This is a genomic window from Roseibacillus persicicus, from assembly GCF_014651675.1.
In the GTDB taxonomy this organism is placed as follows: domain Bacteria; phylum Verrucomicrobiota; class Verrucomicrobiia; order Verrucomicrobiales; family Akkermansiaceae; genus Roseibacillus; species Roseibacillus persicicus.
Genome location: NZ_BMXI01000006.1, coordinates 208,503 through 225,854 on the forward strand (window position 1 = coordinate 208,503; position 17,352 = coordinate 225,854).

15 protein-coding genes are annotated in these 17,352 nt (G+C 56.7%); 4 read left to right on the plus strand and 11 right to left on the minus strand.

Annotated elements, in window-relative coordinates; translation table 11 throughout:
• Positions 1-2 precede the first annotated feature (2 nt).
• Both IE099_RS08895 and IE099_RS08900 read right to left on the minus strand, forming a co-directional pair.
• A complete protein-coding gene (locus IE099_RS08895) occupies positions 3-1,274 on the minus strand; it encodes a porin (protein ID WP_189569564.1) in 1,272 nt (423 codons plus the stop codon).
• A gap of 122 nt (positions 1,275-1,396) precedes the next feature.
• Positions 1,397-2,479 (minus strand): formylglycine-generating enzyme family protein, encoded by a 1,083-nt coding sequence (locus IE099_RS08900; protein ID WP_229809449.1) that lies wholly within the window; start codon positions 2,477-2,479, stop codon positions 1,397-1,399.
• Between the two features lie 76 nt (positions 2,480-2,555).
• On the opposite strand from IE099_RS08900, the gene hisA reads away from it, so the two are divergent.
• From hisA to IE099_RS08915, 3 genes are read left to right on the plus strand one after another with little or no spacing between them, the layout of a single operon-like run.
• Positions 2,556-3,329 carry a phosphoribosylformimino-5-aminoimidazole carboxamide ribotide isomerase gene (gene hisA, locus IE099_RS08905; protein WP_189569612.1) on the plus strand — a complete coding sequence of 258 codons (774 nt, stop codon included), beginning with the start codon at positions 2,556-2,558 and terminating at the stop codon, positions 3,327-3,329.
• Positions 3,326-3,679, plus strand: a complete 354-nt coding sequence (locus tag IE099_RS08910) for an acyl-CoA thioesterase (RefSeq protein ID WP_189569566.1) — start codon at positions 3,326-3,328, stop codon at positions 3,677-3,679. Before hisA ends, IE099_RS08910 begins: the two co-directional genes overlap by 4 nt.
• Complete coding sequence (locus IE099_RS08915; protein ID WP_189569567.1) at positions 3,676-5,259, plus strand: NAD(P)/FAD-dependent oxidoreductase; 1,584 nt, start codon at positions 3,676-3,678, stop codon at positions 5,257-5,259. Before IE099_RS08910 ends, IE099_RS08915 begins: the two co-directional genes overlap by 4 nt.
• A 127-nt stretch (positions 5,260-5,386) precedes the next feature.
• Here IE099_RS08915 and rplI read toward each other — a convergent pair whose 3' ends face one another.
• Complete coding sequence (gene rplI / locus IE099_RS08920; protein ID WP_189569568.1) at positions 5,387-5,851, minus strand: 50S ribosomal protein L9; 465 nt, start codon at positions 5,849-5,851, stop codon at positions 5,387-5,389.
• Between the two features lie 159 nt (positions 5,852-6,010).
• On the opposite strand from rplI, the gene IE099_RS08925 reads away from it, so the two are divergent.
• A complete protein-coding gene (locus IE099_RS08925) occupies positions 6,011-6,580 on the plus strand; it encodes a DUF937 domain-containing protein (RefSeq protein WP_189569569.1) in 570 nt (189 codons plus the stop codon).
• A 7-nt stretch (positions 6,581-6,587) separates the two neighbouring features.
• On the opposite strand, the gene IE099_RS08930 is transcribed toward IE099_RS08925, so the two are convergent.
• From IE099_RS08930 to IE099_RS08965, 8 genes are all read right to left on the minus strand, one after another.
• Positions 6,588-7,004, minus strand: coding sequence for a SufE family protein (locus IE099_RS08930; protein ID WP_189569570.1), 417 nt, complete (start codon positions 7,002-7,004; stop codon positions 6,588-6,590).
• Between the two features lie 100 nt (positions 7,005-7,104).
• On the minus strand, positions 7,105-8,319 hold the full coding sequence (locus tag IE099_RS08935) for an aminotransferase class V-fold PLP-dependent enzyme (RefSeq protein WP_189569571.1): 1,215 nt from the start codon (positions 8,317-8,319) through the stop codon (positions 7,105-7,107).
• Between the two features lie 117 nt (positions 8,320-8,436).
• Positions 8,437-9,804: a hypothetical protein gene (locus tag IE099_RS08940; protein ID WP_189569572.1), complete on the minus strand. Its 1,368-nt coding sequence runs from the start codon at positions 9,802-9,804 to the stop codon at positions 8,437-8,439.
• Positions 9,801-11,339: a hypothetical protein gene (locus IE099_RS08945; RefSeq protein ID WP_189569573.1), complete on the minus strand. Its 1,539-nt coding sequence runs from the start codon at positions 11,337-11,339 to the stop codon at positions 9,801-9,803. The genes IE099_RS08940 and IE099_RS08945 overlap by 4 nt, the downstream gene beginning before the upstream one ends.
• On the minus strand, positions 11,326-12,909 hold the full coding sequence (locus tag IE099_RS08950) for a hypothetical protein (RefSeq protein ID WP_189569574.1): 1,584 nt from the start codon (positions 12,907-12,909) through the stop codon (positions 11,326-11,328). Before IE099_RS08950 ends, IE099_RS08945 begins: the two co-directional genes overlap by 14 nt.
• Before the next feature lie 3 nt (positions 12,910-12,912).
• Positions 12,913-13,896 carry a prenyltransferase/squalene oxidase repeat-containing protein gene (locus tag IE099_RS08955; RefSeq protein ID WP_189569575.1) on the minus strand — a complete coding sequence of 328 codons (984 nt, stop codon included), beginning with the start codon at positions 13,894-13,896 and terminating at the stop codon, positions 12,913-12,915.
• Positions 13,893-14,564, minus strand: coding sequence for a hypothetical protein (locus IE099_RS08960; protein ID WP_189569576.1), 672 nt, complete (start codon positions 14,562-14,564; stop codon positions 13,893-13,895). Before IE099_RS08960 ends, IE099_RS08955 begins: the two co-directional genes overlap by 4 nt.
• A gap of 4 nt (positions 14,565-14,568) precedes the next feature.
• Complete coding sequence (locus tag IE099_RS08965) at positions 14,569-17,229, minus strand: hypothetical protein (RefSeq protein ID WP_189569577.1); 2,661 nt, start codon at positions 17,227-17,229, stop codon at positions 14,569-14,571.
• Positions 17,230-17,352: the final 123 nt, after the last annotated feature.

Genomic DNA, 17,352 nt, shown 5'->3' on the forward strand with positions numbered 1-17,352 from the left:
TGTTAGAAGCTATAGCCAACACCAAGGTTGAGGAGGCTTTCGACTTCGTCGTCTTCGTCAACGATGTGGCTGTAGTCAGCCTTCAGCACAACGTTGTCGATGGGCCAGTAGTTCACCCCGACATCATATTGGTCGAAGGTGCCGCCACCGACATTGCCGATGCCGCGCGCATACTCATAGTGACTGTAGCGGGCAAAGACACCCAGGCGTTGGTCGGTCCCGATGGTCCAGGTGTAGGAGGGTTCCAGATAGCCACCCCACTGGTGATCCGCGCCGTTGTCTTCGAAAGATTGACCGTCGATGTTCCAAGAAGCGATGAGCGCTTTCAGTCCGAATCCGCCAGCCTGATAGACAGCGGTGCCGCCTACGAGGAAGGCGGAGTTGTCTTCGTCGGAAGTCGTCTGGGTGACGTCGTTCTGGTATTGCGCAAAGGCGGAAAGAGAAAGACCGGGCACGCCGTTGTAGCGCACGCGGGCGGTGACTGCGGGATCCTCAGCGGCAGCTTCGGCCACTTTCTGTCTTCCCGAACGAATCCGGAAGGCATTGCTTCCCGAGGTCGGAAGGTTCAGTCCGGAGTGAATTGCCAAGTCCCAGCCCAGGCCGTTGTCCAGGGTCTGGGTCGCTCCAACCCCCGCTTCCCACCAAGTGGTCGGGATGATGTTGCTTTCCACCCGGTTGCGCTCAACACCGAAAAAGGTGTCGGGCTCGTGGGTCTCATTCAATAGGCCGAGCGGAAGCAAGAAAAGACCAGCTTTGGCGTTCAAGCCGTGATCCAGCGTGAAGTCGATGTAAGCCTGTTCCAATTCGACTTCTCCCGGTGCACCATCGCCAGCCAAAGAGTGTTCCAACTCGAACTCGGAGTAGAGTTTGATTCGGTCCGAGAAAGAGTGGTTGAGGAAGAGAACCCAGCGATGAAAGTCGACGGTGTTGTCACCCCCGCCACCGAGGTCACGATTGAAGTGAAGCTCGCCATATCCACCAATCTGGGTGTTGGCCGCCCATGCCAGGGCGCTGGAGTCTACGGTCGAGTCCTCGAATCCCCGATTGTCATAAAGTGCATCAATATCGTCGTCGGAAGACGGCGCTTTGGCGGGAGTACTTTTCGCTGCAGGGCGAGCAGAGGGCGACTCCAACGGACCGTATTTGGTCTCGTAGGCTTCAACCTTGTTTTCCAACTTCTCCAAGCGGGCAGCGAGTTCCTCCATCGTCAATGCGGAAAGCGGCATGGACGTCGTGATCAGAGCGGCGATTGTGGTTCGGGATAGGTCTTTCATAGACAAGCACTTCGCTATTGAGACTCAGTCTCAAAATCAAGCGAAAAATCAGTTTTTCGAGGTTGTGACTGAAGAATCATGCGGATCTCGCGTGAAAACGTAGTGGGGCGAAACCGGAGCTCCTACTGCGGGATGTCCTTCACACAGCGAAAACCGGTGTGGTTGGTGGGGGAAAGTGACTCCGCGTAGTGCCGCGCAGCCGGGCGATAGCGCAGGCAGTAGGTGTGATGGCAGAGAAAAGAGCCACCCTTGGTAACCCATAGACGGGCCAGGGGGTGGAAGACCTCAACTTCGTCGGGGATGGGCTGACCGTTGGCGAATTGCTGCGTCTCCGGTTGGGTGATGGCTTGTTCGAGAGGTGGACCTTTGGGATCATCCACGGGATTCTCGATGAATTTCTGGTAGTAATCCGGGCGAAAGACATCGGAGCAGATTTCCCACACGTTCCCAGCCATGTCGTAGAGCCCAAAGTCATTTGCAGGATAGCTCTTCACCGCCGCCGATCCGGCATGGCCATCAAGGGCAGTGTTCTTCTGGGGAAATTCGCCTTGGAAGGTGTTGGCTGGCCAGTTGTCGGCATCGGGCTTGGGCTTGTCACCCCAGACAAAGAGGGTGTGGTCCTTTTCGCCACGAGCGGCGCGTTCCCATTCCGCTTCGGTCGGAAGACGCTTGCCCGCCCATTTGCAATAGGCCTCGGCGTCTTCCTTGGTGACGTTGACCACGGGATGGTCCATTTTATCATCGATATTGCTATCCGGGCCGAGCGGGTGACGCCAGTCCGCACCCGGGATGAACTGCCACCATTGCCATTCCGCGCCAGGTTGCCACTTCTCTACATCGCCATCGGGGGCTTTGAAAACAAGAGCACCTGCTTTCAGCTGGTCTTCGGGGGCATTTGCAAAGTCTTCTTTGGTAAAGCCGCGTTCGGCTTGGGTCTGATAACCGGTCTCCTCGACGAACTTTGCGAACTGGGCATTGGTGACCTCAGTTTGATCGATGAAAAAGGACGAGACCGTGACCTGATGCACGGGTTTTTCCTCGGGATATCGCGCGGTGCCTCCCAAGCTCCGATCCTCGCCCCGGGTGTAGGTCCCGCCGGGAATGAAGACCATGCCCTCCGGTGCAGCAAGCTTTTCTTCAGCAAAAAGGGCGGCAGGCAGAAGAGCGCTGGCGAGGGTGAGAGAGAGGAGTGGGCGAAATTTCATGAATGTCATTAGGGTGAGCGACCTGCGACCAAGTCTTTTGTTTTGTAAAATCGTGGTTACTTTTACGTCGATGGCGATAACGAAATTTCGTCCCTGCATTGATTTGCACGAGGGCAGGGTGAAACAGATTGTGGGCGGGAGTCTCACTGATGAGGGTGCGGTAGAGAATTTTGTCGCGAGCGAGGGAGCGGCTCACTTCGCGGAGATGTTTCGGCGGGACGACCTGCGAGGGGGCCACGTGATTCAGCTGGGGCCAGGCAACCGGAATGCCGCGCAGGAGGCCTTGGCAAGTTGGCCGGGAGGCTTGCAATTGGGGGGTGGGGTGAATCTCGAGAACGCCGCCGACTGGCTGTCGGCTGGCGCGAGCGAGGTGATCGTGACGTCTTACTTGTTCGACAAGGAGGGTCATTTTTTAAAGGAAAATCTAGCGCAGCTTGCCCGTGAGATTGGGCCGGAGAATCTCGTCGTGGATCTGAGCTGTCGACGCTCGGCTGATGGCTGGCAGGTGGCAATGAACCGTTGGCAGACGTTGACGGATCTCCCTGTCACGACTGCCGTCTTGGACGCGTTGGGGGAGTGGTGTGGGGAATTCTTGATTCATGCCGCGGATGTGGAGGGCAAGTGCGGAGGAGTCGACGCTGACCTCGTCGAGCTGTTGGGCACTTGGTCGGGGCGTCCCATGACCTATGCGGGTGGGGTCGGGACTATGACCGACCTGGAGCTCGTGCAGGAACGCAGCGGGGGAAGGGTCGATGTGACGGTCGGCAGTGCGCTGGATATTTTCGGAGGCCAGGGGGTCTCCTACCGAGAGCTGGTTGCTTGGAACCAGAGAGAGGAGAATTGCTCATGAAGACTCACCGGCTTGTATTGCCCGAGGACCTCAATCAATTCGGGTTCTTGTTCGGAGGGCGCTTGCTGAGTTGGGTCGACGAGGCTTCGTGGATTGCCGCGAGCTTGGACTATCCCAATTGTCAATTTGTCACGATTGGGATGGAGGCCGTCAGCTTCAAGCACTCGGTTCGTGAAGGCACGATCCTGGCCATTGAGTCAGAAAGGGTGCGGGAAGGCCGAACCTCAGCAACCTATCAAGTGAAGGTGACCCGTGGCCGCGAGAGTGAAGGGGCCGTGATATTTTCGACCCATGTTTCGTTTGTCAATGTGGACGACGACGGTCAGAAGCAAGCTTTGAAACACTCATGATTGAAACAGTCGATATCGTGGTCGCGGTGGAAAATCGCAACGAGCAGTCCGCCTGGTTGAAACCTGCGGCGCGAAAGCTGAAGTGCCATCCCAAGGCGATTCGCGAAATGCGGGTTGTGAAGGAGTCTATCGACGCGCGCAAATCTCCCGTTAAGTTTCAGCTGCGTCTCCTCGTCGGGATCAATGAAGGCCTTCCCGCCGAAGTTGCTCCGCGCTACGAGGCTCCCCAAGTTGGGGATGATGCGCCGGTGGTTGTCATTGTGGGCTGTGGTCCGGCTGGAATGTTCGCGGCCCTTCGTTGTCTGGAATTGGGGCTGAAGCCCATCGTGGTGGAGCGGGGTAAGGATGCTTCCGCGCGCCGTTTTGATCTCGCTCCGCTTCTGCGCAAGGGGACGGTGATTGAGGACTCGAATTACTGTTTCGGAGAAGGAGGCGCGGGGACTTACTCCGATGGCAAGCTGTATACCCGGGCGACCAAGCGCGGCCCGGTGAAGCAAGTGTATGAGACTCTCGTGGCCCACGGAGCACCTACGGAAATTCTAGTAGATGCCCATCCGCACATCGGCTCGAACTTGCTTCCGAAGGTGGTGATGGCCATGCGGGAAAGCATCCGGGAGCGAGGGGGAGAGGTCCGTTTTGGATGGAAAGTGACCGACCTCCTCCGCGCTGCTGACGGCTCCATGGAAGGGGTCGTCAATCAGGAGGGCGAAGAGCTACTGGGGGCGGCAGTGATTCTGGCTACCGGTCATTCGGCCCGTGATGTCCTCGCGATGTTGCAGAAGGAGAACATTGCGATGGAGGCAAAGGCCTTCGCGGTCGGGGTTCGAATCGAGCATCCCCAGCCACTCATCGATAGCATTCAGTATCATTACCAGCAGGGCCAGGAACGACCTCGCGAACTGCCCGCGGCGCGCTATGCCTTGGCTTGTGAGGTCGACGGGCGTGGGGTGCATTCTTTCTGCATGTGCCCGGGCGGCTTCATCGTTCCCGCCGCAACTGAGAACGACGAGGTGGTGGTCAATGGAATGAGCTTGGCTCGCCGCGACTCGCCCTTCGCAAATACCGGAATGGTGGTGGGGGTCGATCCTTCCGATATCCCGGGTGAAGATGTATTGCGGGGGCTGGCGTTTCAGAAGGAGCTGGAGCGGGCGGCGAAGAAGGCTGGCAACGGGGACAATGAACTTGGGCAGATCGCTCCTGCCCAGCGCGTTGTCGACTTTTTGGCGGGCCGCCTTTCCAAGGATTTGCCCGAGACCAGCTACTTTCCCGGTTTGAAGAGTGCGCGCTTGGACCAGATTCTTCCTGACTTCATCACCCGCCGCATGAAAGTCGGGCTCAAGAAGTTCGGCAATCGGATGAGGGGCTATCTGATCGAGGACGCCCTCATGATTGGCTTCGAGACGCGAACCAGCTGTCCGGTAAGAGTGCCCCGTGAGGATGAAACCCTCGAGCACCCCGACGTTGCGAAGCTCTATCCCTGTGGCGAAGGTGCGGGCTACGCGGGCGGAATTGTTTCGGCCGCTCTCGACGGGATGAAGGTGGCCGAGGCGGTGGCTGCTCGCATTGAAAGGGATAAATAAGAGAGACTGCTCCCTTGGAGCAGCTGGCGCTGGCGGAGCGGCATTCATGGCGCGGGCGCTGGGGCCTCGGCATGAAAAAAGCCGCAGGATTCCTCCGGCGGCTTTTTTAAAAGGGGTCTTGGAGCGCTTAGGCTTCCTCCTCAGTGCCTTGCACCTCGAGGCGAAGGAAGACGCTGAGGTCGCTGTGAAGCTTGATGTCAACTTCGTGGCTGCCGCTGGTCTTGATGGGCTTGTCGAGCTTGATGGAGTGGCGATCGATTTCGATGCCTGACTCCTCGAGCTTCTTGTGAATGTCCATGCTGGTCACGGAACCAAAAGATTTGCCAGTCGCTCCAGTTTCGAGAGTGAAGACAGGCTTCAACTTCTTGATCTTGGCTGCTACCTTTTCAGCTTGATTGAGCTCTTCAGTCTCACGCTTGGCGCGGGCTGCGGCGAGTTCTTCGAGATGCTGCTTATTGGCCTCGGTGGCTTCGTAGGCTTTACCTTGAGGAACAAGGTAATTGCGTGCGAAACCGGATTTGACTTTCACAACGTCGGCTTCAGCGCCGAGATTGTGGATTTTTGTGCGGAGAATGACTTCAGTGGTGGCCATGGTGAAAAAAGTTGAAGGGCGCAGGGTTTAGTGACTGGGATGGACGGGGTCAAGGATTTTGAAGAGGGAATATGGGTGAATTTTGGCATTTCTCCCAGGATGACGGCTCGGATCGGGAATAAAGTGGCTTTTTGGGCTCGAAATAGGTCTTCTAGGGCGATGAGTTTTCTCGATGAACTAATGAAGGAGATGGGCGGACCAGTTGCCGAGCAGCTGGGCAAGCGCGAGGGGTTGAACGAAGCTCAGTCCAAAGGAATTCTGGAAGGCTTGGCTCCCGTTATTTTAGGAGGGCTCAAGAGGAAGAAGGAAGAGGGCGTCGATTTGGAAGATCTGATGAGTGGGTTGGGGGCCAAGGAAGAGGCGCTGGATAATCCCGGCGGATTCTTTGAAGGTGGCTCCAATCTGGATTTGGGGGCAGGCGGGGTCTTGGGGCTGGAAAAAGGCGAGCAAGCCGCAGAAGCGATCGCCAAGAAGACGGGGATCGGCGTGGATTTGGCGCGCAAGGTCTTGCCCATGCTTGTTCCTTTGGTGCTGGCCTATCTAATGCGCAAAGGAACTCAGGATTCGGGAACGCCCGACCGCAAGGGCGGGATTGGGGCTATCCTGGATCGAGATGGTGACGGAAAGATTCTGGATGATATCGCCGGAATGGTCCTCGCGAGCCAAGCCGGGCGGCAGGGCAAAGGTGGAATCCTGGCGATGATTCTGGCCTTTTTCAGCAGAAAGTAGCGTTTGCCTATTTTCCGGCAAAGGCAATGGCATGCTGTTTCATCTGTCCCGCCATCAGGGTCAAGGCATTGGCCCGGGTGGGGGCAAGGTGTTCTTTCAGGCCGGTCTGGTCGATGAAGGACATGTCAGCTTGGAGGATGTCATCAGGCGTTTGCCCATCGAGAACGCGCACGAAGAGGGCAATCATGCCTTTGGTGATCAGGCTGTCGGAGTCGGCGGCGTAGTTGACCTTTCCGTCCGCGAAGCTGGAATCGAGCCAGACCTGGGACTGGCAGCCCTTAATCAGTCGGTCCGGCGTCTGGAGATCTTCTGGCATGGGGGCCAGCTTCTTGCCAAGATCGATTACGTATTGATAGCGCTCGGTCCAGTCTTGAAAAAGGTTCAGTTCGTCTAGGAGTTGCTGTTGTTTTTCGGCAATAGTCACAGGTAAGGAGAGGGTTGGCTTCTGGGCGGGACTCAACACTAGCAGAGGAGAGAACTCAAAGAGTTTCTCGCTTTCTCCCCGCGCTGGGCCCGGAGAAGGCTCAGGCGAGCATCATGGCGGCCTTTTTGACGGCGTTGACCAACTTTTCGACTTCTTCCATCGTGTTGTAGGCCGCGAAGGATGCCCGCACGGTTCCGGTTGTTCCTAAGCGGTTCATCAGGGGCTGGCAACAGTGATGGCCGGTCCGGACCGCGACTCCCATCTGGTCGATCAACGTCCCGAGATCGTAGTGATGAATCCCAGCGATGTTGAACGAAAGAGAGCCTTGGCGATGGGATGGGCCGTAAAATCGGAGTCCTTCGACGTCCGCGAGGGAAGCCGCCGCCGTTTCGATGAGAAGCTGCTCGTGTGCCGCAACGGATGGCAAGCCCAGGTCCGATAGCCAATCCATGGCCTTGGCGAGAGCGATTCCGCCCTCGATGTTGGGCGTTCCCGCTTCGTAGCGAAAGGGGAGCTCGTTGTAGGTAGAGCTCTCGTAGGTGACCTCTTTAATCATTTCGCCCCCTCCTCGCCAAGGAGGCAGGTTTTCCAAACTACTGGTCTTTCCATAAAGAATACCAATGCCGGTCGGGGCGTAGATCTTGTGCCCCGAGAACACGAGGAAATCCGCATCGAGGTCCTGAACGTCGATGACCTTGTGAGCGACAGACTGCGCCGCGTCCACAAGGACCAGCGAGCCAACCGCATGGGCTGCCGAGATGTAGTCTTTGACTGGGACGGGGGTTCCGAAGGCGTTGGAAACTTGGGTGATAGCCAAGAGCTTGGTCTTTGGAGAAAGCAGGTCCTGAAAAGCGCCGAAGTCCAAGGTTCCGTCCTCCAACACGGGGATGACCCGCAGCGTGGCGCCGGTTCGTTGAGCCAGCATCTGCCAGGGAACGATATTGGAGTGATGTTCCAGAGCCGAGATGAGGATTTCATCTTCGGCGGAGATGGAGCCGGTCAGGATGTTGGCGACAAGGTTGATTCCGTCGGTGGTGCCGGAGGTGAAGATGATTTCGTCCGGGGAAGCGGCGTTGAGATGATGCGCGATACGATCGCGAGCAGCTTCGTGGGCGGCAGTCGCTTTTTGGGAAAGATGATGAGTCCCGCGGTGGATATTGGCGTTGGTCTCCTCGTAATAGGCGAGCGAAGTCTCCAGCACGACGCGGGGCTTTTGCACCGTAGCCGCGTTGTCGAGGTAGACGAGGGGCTGGCCGTTGACCTCGCTGGCAAGGATCGGAAACTGGTCGCGGATGGAATGTGGATCGAAGGGCATGGTGTGGGACGCGGAGAGGCGGGACCTTAGGGGGGGAGTCCCTCCGATGCAAGAGGCAGCCAGCGCATCCAATGGCAAGAACCCGAAGATTCCGCCCTCGTGTAGCAACAGGCGGTCCTAATACGGCTGCCCCCGACGTTCGCGGAATTCCAGATCGTAGGGATTGAACTCAATATGGGTGAAAGCGCGGAGGTCAAAGGTCGCATCGCCAAAGACCTGGGAGTAGCCGCTGATGGTCGTCGGGGTGAACTCGGACAGTCGTAGGGTCACGTGGCCTCCGTCTCGGAAGTAAGCCCGGACATCAGAGGCATAGATTCGTGGCTCTTCGCGCTCTTCCGGAGAGGTGATTTGGAAGGAGCTGAGGCGAGAGATGGGAACGGCAACGGGAACGTACTCGGTCTCAATCGCGAGTTTGCCCGACTCAATCGCAGTGGCTTTCCCCACGATGGTATCTCCGTTCTGGAGTTCGACTTGCTCGCCTTCGACCGGCAGTTCCTGACGGTAAGAGAGGTAATCCTTGCGCTCGGGAAGGTTACCGTCCCAAGGGCGAATGGCAAAATTGGAAAGCGTCTGCTCTCTTCCATGCAGGGTTGATAGATGCCACCAGTTGTTTTCTAACAAAGGCTCAGGATCCACGGCCGAACTGATGACGTTGCCATCGATATAGAGTGAGAAAGAGCCTTTCTTGCGGTCAATATAGATAGCGACCTGAGTGACGTCTTCCTCTTGGAAGTCGTGCCTTTGACCAAAGATATTCATCTGTAGGGGCTGGCTGCGGTTGTCGACTTTCTTAAGGAAATTCATGGAGCCGCGCTGGATGGAGATGGAATAGCCGGTGCGGGGGATGAGCTCCTCGCCCGAGTCCGCAAAAAAGTGGAGCCGGAGATAGGGCGCGTATTCATAAGCCAAGTCGAACTCGAGGAGGACCTTGTCGGGGAGATCGTTGAGTTCGCGCGCGATGGAGCCCCGTGCTTCTGAAATCAGATTGGTGCCCTCGATTCGCCAGGCATCCGGACTTTCAATGGGCTGCCAATCTTCGATTCGCCCGGGGCCGTTGATGATGGCCGGGGACTCGTTCGAGACCTCAATGGAATGAAGCATGGAGCGCTTCAAGGTCAGTTCGCCAGCATACCAGGTGCGAAGCTTCACCGTCTTGTCGTCGAATCCAAGAAGTTCCGCCTTCATCACATCGAACATCTTGTCGGTGTGAGTCTGGAAAGAAATCGTTGCCACGGTGCTCTGCTCCGCTGGGACGGGAGGTCCATCGAGAAGGATTGAGTCCACTTTCCGAGTGAGGAAAGGCACCGAGTCCTTGGTAAAGAGCTGGCTTTGCCACAGAAGGTGTCCCTCGGCATCGACCCCGGCAGGGAGTCCCGGGATGGAGTCGCCGTCAGGAAATACGAGCTGGCCTTGGGTGGCTTGCTCTTCTGCGGAGAGTAGTTGCAACAGGGAGATTGCCAAAAGGCTGGATGATAGCGCCTTCATTCGTCGTCGTTGGATAATTCGTTCAAATACCGGATGGCCTTCACCGCCGAACGGGGAACCGTGATGGAGCCTAACAGATGGTGTTCCAGCATCAGCTGATCGCCGTTGAGGGTGATTGAGCGGGCCGAAACAAGCCCGTCGTTGGTGAGGTCGAGCTCATACTTGGGAAACACATTCTCTTGGCTGGCTTCACCCGATTGGCTGAAATAAATAATGCGCGCGTCGTTTGCCGGAATCTTTTTCAACTCATCGGCAAAGGGGCTCTTTAAAAGAAAGAAAGAGGGCCTTTCCTGGGTGGTTGCAACCTGGGGAGAGGGCGCAGCTTCCTCGGCTGGAGACTCTGGCGTGCTATCTTCCTCGGCGGCTTGGTCCTCGCTGGTAGTCTCGTTCTTAGCTTCTTCGGTGGCAGCCTTCTTGTTTTCTTCGACCGGTTCCTCGTCCTCAGGGGCTTCCTTCGCAGTTGGTTCTTCCTGCAAATTTTCGGATTCTTCAACCGGGGCTTGAGGGGCTGGCTCTTCGCGTTCCAGGCCAAGCAAGGCGCCAGACATGCGCTCGCCTTCGGCGTTGACCAAACTGTCCACATCTTCGGAGGCAGGTTCTTCCAGAAGCTCCAACTGGGAAACCGCATCCCAAGTATAGGCCTTGAGGTTGGAAAGGTAAGAGGCCGAGTTGTCACTGCGGCTGCGCACGATGACCAGCCCGTCGCCTTGGGTCGGCTTGGCGGTATCGCGCATGATGCGAATCAGCTTTCCATCCAAAAACAATTCGATGGAGCCAACCAGTCGATTGACGCGGAGTTCGACCGAAATCTGGTTGTCGTCGAAGGACTCAATCTGGCTAAGGGAAAGCAGGGTGTGCCAACGCGGCTCGAGGGACTCGCGGCGAATCTGGATGCCGCCACTGTTAATGTCGATGTAGTAGCGGTCTTTCTCGGCTTTGTCCGAGAGGTCGTCGCAGAAATAGAGTCGAATAGAGGGACGCTCCTGCCACTTCAGGTCAAACTGCAGGATGAACTGTTTGCCCAGGCCGACGTCCTGCTGCATTTCACCGGGTTCCAACATCAAGAGTCCGTCGGCGGTATCCTCGCTCAAGACCCAATTGTTGACCCCTGAGCCAGTCCATTTCTCCAGGGGAGCAGGTCCTTCGTAGCTCAGGGCTTGAGGTTTAATCCCGAAGCGGAGAGTGCTGACCAGCTTGCGGGGAACCGTGATGTCACCTCCCGCCAAGCCTTTGTAGCGCAATTGCTCCTCATCCAGCGAGGTCAGTCTGCCCGGGAGAATGTCTCCATTGGTCAGAACCAGACGCTCGGTCTGGGTGGGGTCAATCTCGGCCGTGTTTTCTAGGTCAAGATGGGAAAAGGAGTCTGCCCGAAAGTGGATCGGTTCCGGGGAGCGCGGACTCTGGATCACTAACCCTTCTTCGGGAGAGATTTGAAGGAGTTCGCCATGAAAGCGGTCATCACTCTTCAGAGTGATGATTTCCGCAGAAGCTGCCGAGGCTGTTAGAAAAAGAAATAAGGGTCTAAAAATCATCATCCCAGTTGTCAAAAATGGAGCTTATCGGATCGAACTCAAGAAGATAGGCGTAATTCAAGTCCAAGGTTAGATCGCCGAGAATAGGGTGGCTTCCTTTCAAGCGGCTTCCGTTCCCTTCTTTTGGTAAAAAAGTGAGAAGACCCTTTGGTTGCATGTTAACGAGAATCTCTCCGGACTGTGGTTCCGGCCCCTCTACGATACTGTTGGTTGCGAGCCGGATGTCCGTGATTTCTTGGGCCGGGATTTGGAATTCTCCATACTTGGACTCAATCCGGAACCTATCTTCTTCCAGAGTGAGCAAGTCGCCAGAGAGTCGGTCGGTGCCATTGGTGAGGAGAATGACATCGCGCTCCTCGGTTTCCATGCTGCGGGCGGAATCGGGCATCCCATTCCATTTGGCTACCACCACGTCGCTAATGCGGATGCGACTTTTGCTGCCCGCCGCGATTGCAAAATAACGGGAGGTCTCTTCCAACGGGGTGGCAAGATCTTGCCACTCTGAATAAAACTCTCCGTTGACGAAGAGGGCGACTGTTCCTTCCTCGCGATTGGCGCGGATTTCGAATTCAGCTGAATAAAAGTCCCCCAAATTCAAGCGGCCTCCTGAATTGGGAAAAGAGGATTTGCGGGGCATTTTCTTGTCGTCGAAGCTCAGTCTCTGCAGGCGGGAATAGCTTGAGAGAATCGACATCAGGTAGCCGGAACCGTAGGATTCCGAGTCACTGTTGCCGGGACCCACCTCCATGATATCCAGCATTTCGGGAGCGGGCTCTTCTTCTTCTCCCTCGGCGTCTTCTTCAATGGCCTCGGCTTCTTCCTCTTTTTCGTTCTTCTGTTTGTTCCCATCCGGCACCCGACGAACTCTCACGTTTTCTTGCCGGAATGGCTTCTGAAAGTCAGTGAAGATGGCAATGTTGGTATTGAGTGGAGCCTGCCAAGTGAGGTGAAACCGGATGGAGACCCGATCCGGTAGCTCCTTATCGAGTCGGAGAATGTCGGATGAATTGCTGGACCAAGCCCCTCCGCCGTGAGTCCAGGTCTCGGGAAGAGTGACTTTCTTTTTGTCTTCATCGCCTTGTTCATCTCCGGCCTCCTCGGCTTCCTCCGCCTCAGGGTCGGCGCCGGGGATGCTCCAATCGAGGTCGTTGAGAGGACCGGCATAGATGACGTCACCGCCATGCCGGTTTGGCATGATGATGCGGACGTGCTCTCGAGGAATGGTCAGGAGTCCGGCAAACTGCGTTTGCACGCTGACGGAATCGCTACCCATGGCGATCAGATCTCCCGGGACGAGGTCGCCATTGCTCAATTCGACCATTCCAGAGCTGGTGATTTGCTCTTTGGCTCGGCCATTGTTCAAGCTCAGTTTTCGAAGGTTCTCGGTTCGGTAGGCTGACTGATCGGGTGATTCCGTACTTTGCCACTGGACGAGAGGTCCCTCGTCCAAGCCAAGATAATGACCGTGCAAGGTATCGCCGTTTGTGAAGCGGAGAAAATCTAACGCTGGCTCGGTCTCCGCCGCAATTGAAGCAGCGCCAAGCAGGGTGAGCAGAAGGAGAGGTGAATTCACGGATTACTTTTCGTAGATGGGAAGGAAGCGATAGTTGAGGGCCATCGAGAGCAGGGCGCCCGCGGTTGCAAAGTGTTTGCCCTTGCTGTCCGGCCAAGAGCCGTCTCTGCCTTGGGATGCTCCGAGGTAGCGAATGTTCTTCGCATTCCAGTTTTCCCAGAGTTCTTCATCAGCATGAAAAAGGGCTTGGGACATATAATACTCAAAGTAATAGGGGTAGTATTTGTCCCGATAGTTCAAGTTCTCGCGCAGATACTCCACGCTGGTGGCGAAACCCTTGCCTTCTTTCTTTTTGGCGAGAGCAAAGCAGGTGACTCCGATAGCGGTAAGGGTTGGCTTTTCGCCCGATGGTGAGGTGTAACCAATCCCTCCCTGTGCGGAGCGACAGCGTTTCAGGTAGGCGAGGCCTTTTTCGATGGCTTCATCTGGAACTGCCAGACCGGCGTTGCGGGCGGCTAGGAGAGCTACAATTTGGCAGCCGGCTACGGTTGTGTCGGCATCGTGGCTGTCCGGAGTGTAGCGCCAGGCATCGAACCGGTTTCTCTTTTGAGCGGAAAGAATGAGTTCAACTGCTTGCGAAAGGGCCGGAGCCAGGCGGGGATCATCGACGACTCCATAGGATTCGGCCAAGGCGAGGGTGGCAAAGCCATGGTTATACATGCTGTTGCCGATGTAACCGTTGGAGGCCTTTTGCTTGTCGAGAATGTAATTGAGAGCCTTGGAGATATTCTGGGCGTAAGGACCGTGGTTGGGGTCTTCGCCATGTGCCAGAAAGGCGAGCACGCAAAGTCCCACCACGCCCGGTTCGCCACTATATCGTCCAATCCAGGCCCCGTTGGCCTGCTGCTCGGTGGCCAAGAATCTCAAGCCTTTTGCATACATGGCCTCGACCTGCGGAGAAATGGGATTGGCCTCCCGGCGGGGAAGGCTTTGCCCCAAGGCCGGGACGAGAGACAGGGCGAGGAGGGTGGAGAGAAAAAACTTCATTTGCTGGGAGCGTCGGTATCGTTGCGGTTGTAAGCATCTAACAACTTGCGGAATTCGTTGGGCAAGCCGCGGCCGGATGGCGCGCTTCCTTTGGGGATCACGCGGACTTCATCATTCTCGCCGCCGGCGCCATTTTGCTGTTGATTGCTGGAGTCGGAGTCGCCCGTGGATCCGCCTCCGTCTCCCTTGTCACTCGGGGTCTCACCTTCCTTGGGTGGACCTTGTTGGTCGCCGGGCTCTTTGCCCATCATTCTCTCCATCATGTCCAGCATGGCACCCATGCTCTCTTGTGATTCGGGCGAGGACTCGCCAGACGATTCCTGCTTCTTTTTGGCTGCAGCGAGAATCTTTTCAATGATTTCGGTCTGGGCCGCCATGGTGGGACCGCCGGTTTCGCCTTCGACCAAATCGTCGGTCACTTCGGCCATGATCTTCTCGACCTCTTCCAACAGTTCGATGACCTGGGGAACGGTTTGGCTCTCCACGAGTTCCATCACATCGGCTGACAACTCGTCCTGAACCTCTGCGAGCTCTTCGGAGCTTTCCAGAATCCGGGCTGCGACATCCTTGGGAGGAATATCCTTCAGATCAGGAAGAGCTCCCTGTTGGGCCATGGCGCCGGGAGCAAGCAGGGCAATGGGAAGAAGGGGTATTAGATAGTTTTTCATCTCGTTATGGAAATTGAGGACGTTGGAAAGGCTTGGGTTGGGATGAGCGGCGCAGTTGTTCGATAGCGCGGGTGCGGGCACGGATGTCTTGCTCCGATTGAATCATGCGCATCACTTTCAACATAAACTCGAAATCCTGATCTTCCATTGAACCGCCGCCGCCGCCGCCACCACCGCCTTCTCCATTCTCTTGTTCGCCTTCTAACAGCTTGGCCCATTCGCGTAATTGCTCGGCCCACTTTTTCGAGAAGACGATGCTGCGGAAGGTGAGGTTGCGCGCCAATCGTTCGCGGTTGAATTCCAGGCCTTCGTCGATTTTGGAAGCTTCCATTTTTTCCAAGAGCTCCTTGTGAATTTCTTTCTCCGTGCGGGAGTAAAAGTGGCCGAGGTCTTCGCGGATCCAACGCACATCGGAAGCGGTTCTTTTTTGCTGCAAGGCCAGCTCGCCGAGAAGACGTTCTTCCACGGGGTCGATCTCGGTGGTGCGCAGGCCGATCAGTTTGTCGATCGAACCAGTCATGGCGTTGGCAATGCCATCATGGTCGTTCGCTGCTCGCTTCAGGCGGTTGACAAAGGTTGCGGCTTCGAAGTCCCGGTTGGCTTCGTTCGCTTTCTCCAAGGTCTCCCGCATTTTTTTAAGTGCTTCCTCTTGTTTCTCGGTGGCCTCCTTGAGGTCCTTCTTGGATTGTTCCGGCGTTGAGCGTTGGTCCTGAGCCTTTTTGAGCTGTTCTTCCACTTCGGGAAGGTCTTCCTCGGAGAGTTCCTTGAGTTGCTGTCCGGTCTCGGAGAGCTTTTTCATGGTCTCTGGTTCGATTTCGCCGTTGCGGAGAGCGTCTTGGAAAAGCTTCTCCATCTCCTCATTGAGCTTCTCCATCTTTTCCACATTTTCCTGCTCGGCTGCACGCTGCTTTTCCAGGCGGTCTTGATTCTCAGGTGCTTGCAGGTCCTCGTCGCTGAGACGCTCGATGCGTTTGTTCTCGTCCAGGTTATTCTGTTCTTCGCGCGCGGCATCTTCCAGCTCGCCAATCGCCCGGTCGAAACGATCCTTCAGCATCTGGGCATGCTCATCGCGGGTCAGGATATAGATTTCGATGGGTTGGGAATAGGAACGCTCGCGGTCGGGGAGATAGTCCTCGGTAAAGGCTCGCAGGGTCAGCTTCTGCGGTTCGATGCCGAAGACCACGGGGGAAAAGGCCGCAGGCGCGACGAGCTGGCTCTCGGCAGGCCCGCCGGGAGCCAATTCCATTTCGCCCTTCGCCGGACTGTCCGGGCTGGGCTTGGTGAACTCGCCCTGCCACTCGAGACCGAAGGTTTTCAGTCCATAGTCGTCCTGGGCGGTGACTTCGAATTCTAGGGTTTCCTCAGGAAGAATGGCGATTTGTCTTTGGGCTCCTTGAATATAGACCGTGGGGGCCTCATCCGTCAGGGGCTCCAATCGCAGGCGAAAGGTTTCCGTTCCAGCTAATCCCAATTTGTCGACCCAAGAAAGACGCACTTCGCGGATGTTCTCTGCAATGTCCAGGGCGGGATAGCTGGCGCGACGGCCCTTGGCGTTGGCCGACATCTTGACCGGTTGTGCGGGTTCAGGGGCGGATTCCTCCTCAGCGGGCTGAGCAGCCGAGGGGAGGTCGCGGACCTCCAGCTGACCCGAGGCCAAGTCGCGAGAGGCATTCGCGTGCAAGCTGACAGAGCTGCCTTGCAAAATCGCGAGAGTGCCCGAACGAACATCGATCTGGCGGTCGGGGAGCTCGAGATACTCGGGGAGGGCGATCATGGCGTCCACGGATTCCAAGGTTGGAGGGAGAGTGGGAATGACTTTCACCCGCGCCCGGGCATCGCCGGCAGAAAGTGAAATGCTGCTTTCCTTCTGCTGGCCCGAAAATTCGAAGCGATAGCGATTTTCATCACGAGTGCTTTCCAGCCACGACTGGCCGCTCAAGCGGGCGCGGGCATTGGCTGGCTTTTTCTCCGAGTCTTTGGCGAGTCCAACCTCAAGCTCGAATGGCTCGCCGAGAGGGACGACGATTTGATTGGGAAGCTTGGAATCGAACTTTGTTAAGGTGTAGCGAGGAGTGTCCGAAAGGGGCATCAACCAGCGTTGCAGGGCATTGAGACCCGCTTTGGGGAGGGTCACGAAGGCTCCCGCAGCCAAGAGAATCAGGGCGGAGACGACAATCAGACCCGTGCGGTTCCGGTTACTGGGGAGCGCTTCCGAAAAGTCGCGCTTGGCAGCTGCGGCGGCGACATCGCGGGTGGCAGCGGCGCGGAGAGCGGGGGAGAGGGAGGCTGCGGATTCCGATTGACCAGAAAGCTCGAGAACCCCGAGCAAGCGATCACCGAGGCGCGGAAACTTTTGGGAAATCAGACGGGCCAACTGATTCTCCCGCCTGTTCTTCAAAACCCAACGGTGGATCCAATAAGGTGCGAAAAAGGCGAAAAGTGAGGTGCCGGCAATGAGAATGACCAGTCGAAGCCAGCCCGGAGTCGGCATCAGGCGATCCAGAGCAAAAACGACCAGGAAAGAAAGGAGCAGGCCGAAGAAGCCAGCTAGAATCGCTTCGACCATCTTGGCGCGCCAGAGATGACGCCGGAATTCCTGCAATTGCTTGTGCAATTCGGGCGGAATTTCCGCGGCGAGCTGATCGGTTCCGGTGGGTTCAGACATAGGGAAGAATGCAGTTAGGTTCTCAGAGAAGCAAAGCGTGCGCCAGCGGGAAAATTGGGTGAACAAGATCCCTGAAAAACTGACTACGACTCATCATCGCACCTCTTGTCGAAAATGCAGCTC